8 protein-coding genes, 1 tRNA gene and 2 pseudogenes are annotated in these 10,687 nt (G+C 47.2%); 7 read left to right on the top strand and 4 right to left on the bottom strand.

Going from position 1 to position 10,687, the window contains the following annotated elements; genetic code table 11:
• Positions 1-726: 726 nt before the first annotated feature.
• Together ACWWFX_RS19605 and yccX are read left to right on the top strand one after the other, a co-directional pair.
• Positions 727-807: pseudogene (locus ACWWFX_RS19605) on the top strand (HumD family translesion DNA polymerase); the annotation flags it as partial.
• Positions 808-1,227: 420 nt separating this feature from the next.
• A complete protein-coding gene (gene yccX / locus ACWWFX_RS19600; RefSeq protein WP_473224550.1) occupies positions 1,228-1,509 on the top strand; it encodes an acylphosphatase in 282 nt (93 codons plus the stop codon).
• Here yccX and tusE read toward each other — a convergent pair.
• On the bottom strand, positions 1,506-1,835 hold the full coding sequence (gene tusE / locus ACWWFX_RS19595; RefSeq protein ID WP_473224549.1) for a sulfurtransferase TusE: 330 nt from the start codon (positions 1,833-1,835) through the stop codon (positions 1,506-1,508). The two genes, yccX and tusE, sit on opposite strands and share 4 nt — an antisense overlap.
• Positions 1,836-1,921: 86 nt before the next feature.
• Entirely contained in the window at positions 1,922-2,581 is a 660-nt protein-coding gene (gene yccA, locus ACWWFX_RS19590) for an FtsH protease modulator YccA (RefSeq protein WP_015965039.1), read from the bottom strand.
• A 237-nt stretch (positions 2,582-2,818) separates the two neighbouring features.
• Here yccA and ACWWFX_RS19585 point away from each other — a divergent pair, with 237 nt between their 5' ends.
• From ACWWFX_RS19585 to ACWWFX_RS19565, 5 genes are all read left to right on the top strand, one after another.
• Entirely contained in the window at positions 2,819-4,405 is a 1,587-nt protein-coding gene (locus ACWWFX_RS19585; protein WP_442961904.1) for an ABC transporter substrate-binding protein, read from the top strand.
• Between the two features lie 144 nt (positions 4,406-4,549).
• A tRNA-Ser gene (locus tag ACWWFX_RS19580) sits at positions 4,550-4,637 on the top strand.
• Between the two features lie 152 nt (positions 4,638-4,789).
• Positions 4,790-6,003, top strand: a protein-coding gene (locus ACWWFX_RS19575) for an IS3 family transposase (RefSeq protein WP_473224548.1) whose coding sequence is annotated in 2 segments (ribosomal slippage) — positions 4,790-5,141 and positions 5,141-6,003 — 1,215 coding nt in all. Because the reading frame shifts where the segments join, the coding sequence is not laid out codon by codon here.
• Positions 6,004-6,536: 533 nt separating this feature from the next.
• Entirely contained in the window at positions 6,537-7,949 is a 1,413-nt protein-coding gene (locus tag ACWWFX_RS19570) for an SIR2 family protein (RefSeq protein ID WP_473224547.1), read from the top strand.
• A 10-nt stretch (positions 7,950-7,959) separates the two neighbouring features.
• Positions 7,960-8,460 carry a TIR domain-containing protein gene (locus ACWWFX_RS19565; RefSeq protein WP_346431795.1) on the top strand — a complete coding sequence of 167 codons (501 nt, stop codon included), beginning with the start codon at positions 7,960-7,962 and terminating at the stop codon, positions 8,458-8,460.
• A 71-nt stretch (positions 8,461-8,531) separates the two neighbouring features.
• On the opposite strand, the gene ACWWFX_RS19560 is transcribed toward ACWWFX_RS19565, so the two are convergent.
• Both ACWWFX_RS19560 and fucR read right to left on the bottom strand, forming a co-directional pair.
• Positions 8,532-9,740 (bottom strand): IS256 family transposase, encoded by a 1,209-nt coding sequence (locus tag ACWWFX_RS19560; protein WP_473224546.1) that lies wholly within the window; start codon positions 9,738-9,740, stop codon positions 8,532-8,534.
• A gap of 211 nt (positions 9,741-9,951) precedes the next feature.
• Positions 9,952-10,665 (bottom strand): annotated as a pseudogene (fucR, locus tag ACWWFX_RS19555) (L-fucose operon activator).
• Between the last annotated feature and the right edge of the window lie 22 nt (positions 10,666-10,687).

Raw genomic sequence — 10,687 nt, 5'->3', positions numbered from 1 at the left:
TTCAGCAGGACTAACTAAAAGTGCCGCAGTCGCGATGATTATCGTAATGGGCTGCGGCAGCGGCCAGGTTGTTCATGCCCTGGCACGTGCAAAAAGTATATAAGTTAATAATGCGGTCACCACATATGCTGATAACCGCGGCTGAGTGGTGACCACTTGGTATCACTAAAGATGTGTTTATCTCGGTGCGCGTCGAAATGCCGGCTGACTCTGTTTACAGCCGGAGCTTGCATGAGCGCGGGAATGAGAGCTAATCATGATTTTGTCCATTTTTTTTTGATAAGCTTGGTGCAAATCAGCCAGAAAAAAAAGTACACAACATGAGCCAGTTAACGTTACATGAATTCGCATCGATAAATTGTAAACTGAAAGATATCAGCGACACATGGTCAGATTTATGGGTTCTTCTGCATATCTTACCGGTCGGCATTGGTAGGGTGGTCAGTCTGCGTTACGGTAACCTTATAGGTGACTCCCTTGTCGTGGAGGCGAACGGAAGATTTGAAGAGAAAATCCTATCTGTACCAGCCGTTGTTCGCCACATTGTACAGAGGCGCAGGGACAAATATCCCCACGATGTTTACGTTTTTCAGAGTCACTCCAACCGGGTCAAATTTCAGCAAAGGCCAGTAACAGTTATTGCATTCAACCAGGCATTGAAGATTGCCTCCAAAGGAGTGACGGATAAGGTGGTGAGCAGCAAAAGTGCTCGATGGTAGTTCGCCATCAAGAGGTGTTTTCGGGGTGATCACGTACATCATCAATGATGCACGTTCTGGTGAGTTCGATGACAACCCAGTGGTCTAATCTGACGGACTAAATTAACGTATAGGCTTCCCGTATAAGGTCCGTAACTGCAGGAAAAAACAGCTAAAAAAGACACAAAACAATGAAATTCCTTGGGGCATGGGTGGGACATTTGAGGGTGGTTTTTGGCTGTTTTGGGGCATTTGGGGTCATATGAACTTAACCGAATTTCATACGGGCTATACTTACAACATATTGAATAAGCTAAAGAAAACACATGCTCTTGGGCGTTCTTCAGTGTTCTTCAAAAATTGAGGCGTATATAGATAATTATTCTGGCTATTCGATGGGAAGGGCTGCATTTTCCCGACTTCGCCGTCCAATTGCAATGAACATGGCAATATTGCGGCCCCGCGTTCGGTAAAACGTCTGGAAAATGTCATACTTAACGGAACTTCAGGGATTGCGACGGGAGGCAAAATGGCATCAGTGTGCACCATTGCGTGGGTCTATGGCATGGTTCAGGGCGTAGGGTTTCGCTACAGCACTCAGCGAGAAGCGCTACGGTTAGGGCTTAAGGGCTATGCCCGTAATATGGACGACGGCAGCGTGGAAGTGGTTGCCTGCGGCGAACAGGTGCAGGTGGAAACGTTGCTGGCGTGGCTAAAAGCCGGAGGCCCACGCAGCGCCAGAGTTGACCGGGTTCTGGCCGAACCGCATCAACCCCAGAAAGCGTGGGATGGCTTCAGCATTCGCTATTAAATGCATTTTACCGGTTTAGGCAGGCCGGCAATTTTCGTCGCCTGCTTAGCCGGGCCTTTCGGGAATAAACGATAAAGGTAGCGGCTGTTGCCTTTCTCTTCGCCAAACTTATTGGCCATCGCTTTCACCAGCATGCGGATAGCGGGGGAGGTGTTAAACTCCACATAAAACTCGCGGACAAAACGCACCACTTCCCAGTGTTCCGGGCTCAGTTCAATGCCTTCATTCGCGGCAATGGCAACCGCCATGCCTTCGCTCCACAGGGTGGAGTCTTTCAGATAACCGTCGTTATCGGTCTCAATTTCTTTGTCTTCGTAGATCAACATAATTTTTCACACGTCATACAAACGGTGGGCAGTGTAGCAAAAAAAAAGACCCCGCATAAGCGAGGCCTTGTGAGGTTCAGTCGGCGTTAGTCGCGGCTGGCAAAGCCCAGGATGCTCAGCAGGCTGATAAAGATGTTGTACAGCGACACATACAGGCTCACGGTTGCGCGGATGTAGTTGGTTTCTCCGCCGTGAATGATGTTGCTGGTTTCATACAGAATCGCGCCTGAAGAGATCAGAATGAACACTGCGCTGATCGCCAGATGCAGAGCCGGCAGTTGCAGGAAGATGTTCGCCACCATACCGATCAGCACTACCACAATGCCTGCCATCAGCATACCGCCGAGGAAGGACATGTCTTTGCGGGTGGTCAGCACGTAGGCCGAGCAGCAGAAGAACACCAGTGCGGTACCGCCCAGCGCCATACCAATCACGTCGCCCATACCGGCAGAAAGGTAGGCGTTGAGGATTGGCCCCAGGATATAACCGAGGAAGCCGGTGAAGGCGAACGCGGAGATAATCCCGGTCGGTTTGTTCGCGGTTTTATAGGTCAGGAACATCAGGCCGTACATGCCGACCAGCGTCAGAATCAATCCCGGAGACGGCAGCATCAGCACGGTGCTTGCGGTTGCGGTGATCGCCGAAAACGCAAGCGTCAGGCTCAGCAGGAAATAGGTATTACGCAGAACTTTATGCGTGCTCAGCAGGGACGAGCGGTCACGCGATGAGGTAATTATGCGATCCATGATTCACTCTCTTTATGATGGATATTAATAGTGAAACAGCATAAGAAATGTCCTGCATATCCCCTAATCCTTTTACCCATCTTTACTCAGCGCAAAGAGCGAGATCAACCTCTTATAGGTGACTGAAAACCATTGCCTTATTTTGATACCAGCGCTAAGAGTGAAGAGGGTGTCTCGACAATTAAAATAAAGGCAAGGGAAATGAAACCACATCATCACAACCGTATTACCGCCATCATGCTGGTAACAGGGCTGGCGTTCTTCACTACCGCTGTCAGTGCGGCGAACGTACCGGAAGGCACGGTACTTGCGGATAAACAGGAACTGGTCAGAAACAACGGCAGCGAGCCCGCCTCGCTCGACCCGCATAAAGTGGAAAGCGACGTTGAATTTAATATCATCAGCGATATGTTCGACGGGCTGGTGGCGGTGAAGCCTGATGGCACGATTGAACCCCGGCTGGCGGCATCGTGGGAAAACAAAGGTAACTGGATATTCCACTTGCGCGAGGGCATTACCTGGTCCGACGGTACGCCGATTACCGCGCAGGATGTCGTCTGGAGCTGGCAGCGGCTGGTTGACCCGAAAACGGCGTCACCTTACGCCAGCTATCTGGGAAATATGAATATCGTCAATGCTGCTGATATCGCCGAAGGGAAAAAAGCGCCGGATACGTTGGGCGTTAAAGCGCTTGATGACAAAACGCTGGAAATTACGCTCACTCAGCCTACCGCAGCTTTTTTACCGATGCTGGCGCACCCGTCGCTGGTGGCGCTGGATAAGGTGCTGGTTACCCGCTTTGCCGAGAAATGGACTAAGCCTGAACACTTTGTCAGCAGCGGGCCCTATACGTTGTCTCAATGGGTGGTGAATGAGCGCATTGTCGGCAAACGCAATCCACGCTACTGGGATGACGCCCACACGGTGATCAATCAGGTCACTTATCTGCCCATCTCATCGGAAGCCGCGGATGTGAACCGCTATCGGGCGGGAGAAATCGACATTACCTCAACGGTGCCAATTAACCAGTTTGCGCTGCTGAAGAAAACGATGCCGGAGCAGCTCGATGTCTCTCCCCATCTGGCGACCTATTACTACGAACTCAACACCACCCGCCCACCTTTCAACGACGCCCGCGTGCGCCGCGCGCTGAATATGGCGCTGGATAAAGACATCATTGCCGGGAAAGTATTGGGGCAGGGGCAACGCCCGGCCTGGCTGGTGAGTCAGCCGGAGATAGGCGGTATCACGCTAAAAAATCCTGACTACGCCAGCTGGCCGCGCGAGAAGCGGATTGCCGAAGCTAAAAAGTTGCTCGCGGAAGCCGGTTTTGGCGACGACCACCCGCTGAGCTTTAATCTGCTCTATAACACCTCTGAGTCGCATCAACGTATTGCTATTGCCGCCGCATCGATGTGGAAGAAAAATCTTGGTGTTGAGGCCAAACTGCAAAACCAGGAGTGGAAAACCATGCTCGACGCGAAACGCACGGGAAATTTTGACGCCGTGCGCTACGCCTGGATTGCCGATTATGACGATGCCACCACCTTCCTCAACAACTTCCGCACCGGCGACAGCAGTAATACCAGCCGCTATAGCAACCCGGCCTACGATGCGGCGTTGCTGAATGCGGCTAAAGCCCCTGATATCGCCGCGCGCGGACGTTATTATCAGCAGGCAGAAGATCTGTTAGCGCAGGATGTGCCCTCTATTCCGGTATACCACTATGTACGTTCGCACCTGGTGAAACCGTGGGTGGGTGGTTTTACGCCCGACAGACTGGGTTATTACTTCACAAAAGATATGTACATCAAGAAGCATTAATCAAAATGAGCGCGCTGTAAGTGCCGAAAAACTCGCCATTTTGTTGTAATTTCAGACGAATAACACGTTTTTGACTGTTTTTCAGGCAAACGATCAAAATGGGGCTTTACAGGTCGGGGCGGGATGTTTATAGTGCGCCTCATTGGAAGCGTGGCCGAGCGGTTGAAGGCACCGGTCTTGAAAACCGGCGACCCGAAAGGGTTCTAGAGTTCGAATCTCTACGCTTCCGCCAAATTTGTAATAAAATCAATAACTTGAAATGTAGTTTTGATTTTATGGTGCATCAGATGGTGCAAAAAAAGCCCGTATAAACGGGCTTTTTTTGTATCTGTGACCCGTCCTGAATAGCGTTGACACGTTCCTGACTTAAATCCGGAGAACGTGATGATGACTGAGTTCAAACGCACCCAACGTGATTATCCTCTATCCTTTAAAATAGCCGTCGTTGAGCTGGTCGAAAAAGGCGAGATGACCTATAAACAGGCCCAGCTGCGGTATGGCATTCAGGGGCGCTCCACCGTTCTTGTCTGGCTGCGTAAATATGGCCGGCTTGACTGGAGCCCCGGACTTCCTGACCTGGTGAAGAGGAAACTGCCTGTGGCTCAGACGACTGCCCCACTTACACCCGAGCAAAGAATCAGGGAACTTGAAGAACAGCTTGAGCTGGCAAACCAGAAAGCTGCGTTTTTTGAGTCGGTTGTCAATGTCCTGAAAAATGATTACGGGGTGAGTCTCGTAAAAAAGCGGCCCGGCAAGTCCTCGCGCAAAGTCCGGCCCCAAAAATAACCGTTACACGCGTATGCCAGTTTCTGGGGCACAGCAGACAGGCATGGTATCAGGACAACACAAGGCGCAGAAAACGGCAGGAACATCATGCTCAGGTTCTTGATTTTATTGCCCGTGTCAGGTGTCGTCAGCCGAGAATCGGTACGCGTAAACTGCACTATCTGCTGAACACTCAGGCCGATAAAAGGCTGAATATTGGACGAGACCGTCTGTTTAACCTGATGGATGAATACCGGCTTCTGGTGCCAGTGAAACGGGCATATCACAAAACCACCAACAGCCATCATCGCTTTTACCGGCATCCTAATCAGCTCAAACCCGGCCCTGAACAGGTTACCGCCCTTGAGCCAGAGCAGGTCTGGGTCGCTGATATAACTTATCTTCCGCTGCGCAGCGGCACGGCTTATCTGAGTCTGGTCACTGATGCCTGCTCCAGAAAAATCGTGGGTTACCATGTCGGGGAAAACCTGCAGACAGAAAACGTGGTAAAAGCGTTCAGACACGCTCTGAGGCAGAGAAAGACGACAGGTCCGCTGGTACATCACTCTGACAGAGGACTGCAATACTGTTCGGTACTTTATCAGTCAGTTCATGAAAGAAACGGAATAACCTGTTCAATGACCGATGGCTATGACTGCTACCAGAATGCGCTGGCTGTGCGGATAAACGGGATCCTGAAAAATGAATTTTTACTCTCGCGCCCGGCGGATCTCACACAAGCCAGGATGATGGTAAAAGAGTCCGTGGCAATTTATAACCATGAACGGCCACATCTGGCCCTGAAATACAAAACGCCCGATGATGTTCATTAGGCGTTTTACAGGCAGAAAACTGTCAACCTATATCAGGACTAGTCACTGAACTTCTTCATTTTGCTACCTTTCCCACTGAGAAGATTGTTTTTAGCGATATCTGAATCTACTATGTTGTTGTGATAGCTTCTCAAATTCTTCTGCTCTTCTGCTCTTCTGCTCTTCTGCTCTTCTGCTCTTCTGCTCTTCTGCCCTTCTGCCCTTCTGCTCTTCTGTTAGTCGTTGCGTGATCTGCCTCTGAGACAGTAATCCTGTTATGGTGCTTCCCTCACTTCTCCTACAATTTTGTCGATGATAGGAACAGCGAAAGCAATCAACTCATTGAATATTATGACTAATTTTCACATTTCCTAACTGTGGGAAGAGTGTTGTTTGTGATGTGATATAAATTATTGACCTACTTTTTATAATGGTTAATTATGTCGGTGTTTACGGCTTCGTTTACATTGTGTATAGGATACAAATCACGACCTGTTAGTTATAAATAATGGAGTGGAAAATTGAAAGCGACTACGGAGTCACAAAGGAGACGGTTGATTGCTACGTTGCTAAATGATTTAGCAGAAGATAATTTAGCAATTTTTGCAGGAGCGGGCCTTTCAGCCCCCGCAGGATTTGTAAGTTGGACTGAGTTACTCCGTCCCATAGCTGAAGAGCTGGAGCTAGAGATTGAAAAAGAAACAGATTTAGTTGCTTTAGCTCAATATCACTGCAATTCAAATGCAGCGAACCGAGGTAAACTCAATCAGCTCCTGATAAATAAGCTATCTGATGATGTTGAAATAACTTCAAACCATAAAATTCTTGCAAGGCTTCCAATATCTACATATTGGACAACTAACTACGATAAACTTATTGAGAAATCTTTAACTGAAGCAGGGAAAATACCTGATACAAAATATCGTGTCAAACAACTGAGTTTTACAAAACGTGGTCGAGATGCTGTTGTTTATAAAATGCACGGAGATATAGAAAATCCTGATGAAGCTGTAATCACGAAAGATGATTACGAGAGTTATCATATCAAAATGCAGCCGTTTATTAATGCGTTAAGCGGTGATCTAGTATCTAAGACATTTTTATTCTTAGGTTTTAGTTTTACAGATCCGAACCTTGATTATATCCTGAGCAGAGTGCGAATTGCTTACTCAACGGATCAAAGACAGCATTATTGTATTCAGAAACTTGTAGAGCCAATCGCCGAAGAAACTCAGGCCGATACGGAATATAGAAAGCGCAAACAAGAACTTTTTATTCAAGATTTACTTCGATTTGGTATTAAAACAATACTTGTATCTGACTATTCTGAAATAACAGATATTCTTCATCAGTTAGAATGGGCGTATAGAAGAAAAACTATCTTTTTATCTGGCTCGGCACATGAGTATGCCCGGTGGAAACCAGATGAAGCTCAACATTTCATTTACTCTTTATCGAAAGATATAGCAGCTTTAGGATTCCGAATAGTCTCTGGGTTTGGATTAGGTATTGGTAGCTCAGTTATTACCGGAGTATTAGAAAATGTGTATATGAGCGGTAAGCGTTTAGACTCTGATCAATTAATACTGAGACCTTTCCCACAATATGAAGTTGGTAAACGACCGATTTCAGAGATATGGAATGAATATCGTACGGATATGATTTCGCATGCTGGGATAGCGATTTTTGTTTTTGGCAATAAGATAAAAGATGGTGCTGTTGTCAACGCTGATGGTTTAATTAAAGAGTTTGAAATAGCAAAGAATAACGGGCTTTTGTTAATTCCTGTCGGCGCAACGGAATATGCGACAAGAGAAATTCATAATAAACTTTCTCAAGATGGATACTTTGATAGTGCTAATTTCACCAAAGAACTGAAAGAGAAAATAGAAAAACTTTCAGACCATAACTCAGATTTGGAAACGATTAAGGGTGTATTAATCGACTTACTTGGCTCATTGAAATAAGGATTGAATCATGACTAAACGTAATTGCTTCTACAGCTTTCATTATATTCCTGATAATTGGCGGGTCGCCACAGTGCGTAGTATCGGAGCTATTGACGGTAATACTCCCACTTCAGATAATAATTGGGAAACAGTTAAAAAAGGCGGAGATGCTGCGATAAAGAAATGGATCGCAGACGAAATGTATGGAAAATCATGCATTGTGGTGCTCGTCGGTAGTGATACAGCTAATCGCAAGTGGATCAATCACGAAATTATTGAAGGATGGAATAATGGAAAAGGTGTTGTAGGTATTTATATACATGGTCTAAAAGACAGTGGTGGAAATACCTCTACTAAAGGTGATAATCCTTTTGATTACATAGGGTATGGCGATAAAGGGAAAAAACTTTCAGCTATTGTGAAATGCTATAATCCTACCGGTTCTACAAGCCAAGAAAAATACAATTGGATTAAAGAAAATCTAGCAAATGTTGTTGAGGACGCTATCACGATTAGAAAAAACAACTAGCCTTAAATTATATAAAATAAAGGAGGCGTTGGGTCTGACCCTGTAAATAATTCTGTGTAACTGCCACCATATTAAAGGTGATCGCTCAGGCGATCACCGAACTCGATGATAAAACGACTCATCGCCAGCCGCCAGTTCTGGATCGGCATGTTCCATTTTTTTGAAGCATCCTTAATCGCCAGATAAATCACTTTCCGTACTGAGTCATCTGTCGGGAACACCTTACGTTTCTTTATCGCCTGCCGGATCACACTGTTCAGCGATTCTATGGCATTCGTCGTGTAGATAGCCCTGCGGATATCTGGCGGGTACCCGAAGAAGGTATTGAGATTTTCCCAGTGTGTACGCCAGCTTTTACTGATTTGCGGGTATTTATCGTCCCAGACGTCCGCGAACGCATCCAGCGCCATCAGCGCGGCTTCATCTGTCGGTGCCTGATAAACCGCTTTCAGCCCGCCAGTGACGGCTTTGTAGTCCTTCCACGACACGTATTTCAGGCTGTTGCGTACCATATGGATGATGCACAACTGGATATGCGTCTGAGGATAGACGCTGTTTATCGCATCCGGGAAGCCCTTCAGACCGTCCACGCAGGCAATCAGGATGTCCTGAATGCCCCGATTTTTCAGCTCTGTCAGCACATTCAGCCAGAACTTTGCTCCTTCGTTTTCGGCAAGCCACATCCCCAGAAGTTCTTTCTGTCCTTCGGTGTTGATGCCCAGTGCCAGAAACACAGCTTTGTTGATCACGCTGCCGCTGTGACGAACTTTCACCACAATACAGTCAAGATAAACAATGGGATACAGCGCATCGAGAGACCGGTTTTGCCATTCTGCAACCTGTTCTTTGACCGCATCGGTAACTTTCGATATTAGCGTCGGAGACACATCGGCATCGTACATGTCTTTAAACGTGGCGACGATTTCCCGTGTAGTCATACCTTTGGCGTACAGAGATAAAATCTGGCTGTCCATTTGTGTGATGCGAGTCTGATTTTTCCTGATAAGCTGGGGTTCAAAAGTACCCTCCCGGTAGCGGGGTGTACTGATTTCAATTTCGCCATCGTCGCAAAGTAGCGTTTTAGATGAGTACCCATTACGGGTATTTGAGCCTGATTTTGGGGCATTTTTCTCGTGCCCGAGATGGTCTGTCAGTTCAGCATTGAGTGCCGTTTCGACGGTTAACTTTGTCAGCATACGGGAAAACTGGTTAAGATCTGCTTCAGTTTTGAGGCCTTTAGCCAGTTCAGCAGCCAGCGCTTTGAGTTTGTTTTCGTCCATAATTCGCCTGTCTCCGTTGTTAGAGTGAACATATCAAAAACAGGCAGATACACAATTTAAATTACAGCCTCAAACGTAGACATAATCAGTGTGTCAGAAGATTTATATAATGAAGGATTCGTCTCGTAGAAATATTGGCACAATGCATAAATTACGCTCTTCATTGCGTGAAACGTGCTTTTGTTATCATGTTCCGGCTGGCATCACTCCTTCACTTTCCATTTTGCACATCAGAAATAATATGTGTTACATCCTCAAGGTGGCCGATACACGCTTCGCCTGAGCGGTTGAATTTACTTTTATCGATCAATAACAGCGATTGTGCGGCACGTTTGAGAAGAATTGATTTGAAATCGGCATTAAGGGTATTGGAATCCCAGAGCGCACCACCACGGTCGACGCCTTCACAAGAGAAAATAAACAGGTCAATATCCAGTGGTTTGAGCTGTGAAATCAGCGAAGGATTCACGTAGCAGCCATATTTACGCTCCAGCGTGCCGCCGGAGCAGATAAGCTGGATGTTTTCACGTTTACTCAGCTCCTGACAAATGGGCTGACTATTGGTGAACACATACACATTGATGTCCGGTAACTGACGTGCGAGATACTAGCAGGTGGAGCTGGCATCAAGCGCAATCAGCATACCTTCTTCTATCCAGGCCAGCGCTTCGCGGGCAATGTCGGCTTTGTGGGCGTAATGGCTTTTAAGGCGAATGTGAAACGGGTCGCCGCTGTCCTGATTTTCCCGATGAATGGATTTGGCACGTCCGTGATTGCGCAGCACTTTTCCCTGCGCCTGAAGCTCGCTGAGATCGCGGCGTATGGTCTCTTTGCTGACGTTAAGCTGCAGTGCAAGCGCATCTGTAGTCAGGCTTTTATGGTCGGTCAAGAGTTTAAGGATCGCCTGCTGACGTGCCGTTTTCATCTTTTCTCACTCCATCCTTCGA

The sequence above is a fragment of the Pseudocitrobacter sp. 2023LY-00077 genome, assembly GCF_055796175.1.
The sequence above is the reverse complement of the archived record's forward strand: the minus strand, read 5'-3'. Positions and strand labels throughout refer to the sequence as shown.

Coding starts and splice junctions, on each gene's coding strand:
- yccX (WP_473224550.1), top strand. CDS start 1,228: ATGGCATCAGTGTGCACCATTGCGTGGGTCTATGGCATGGTTCAGGGC.
- tusE (WP_473224549.1), bottom strand. CDS start 1,835: ATGTTGATCTACGAAGACAAAGAAATTGAGACCGATAACGACGGTTAT.
- yccA (WP_015965039.1), bottom strand. CDS start 2,581: ATGGATCGCATAATTACCTCATCGCGTGACCGCTCGTCCCTGCTGAGC.
- ACWWFX_RS19585 (WP_442961904.1), top strand. CDS start 2,819: ATGCTGGTAACAGGGCTGGCGTTCTTCACTACCGCTGTCAGTGCGGCG.
- ACWWFX_RS19565 (WP_346431795.1), top strand. CDS start 7,960: ATGACTAAACGTAATTGCTTCTACAGCTTTCATTATATTCCTGATAAT.
- ACWWFX_RS19560 (WP_473224546.1), bottom strand. CDS start 9,740: ATGGACGAAAACAAACTCAAAGCGCTGGCTGCTGAACTGGCTAAAGGC.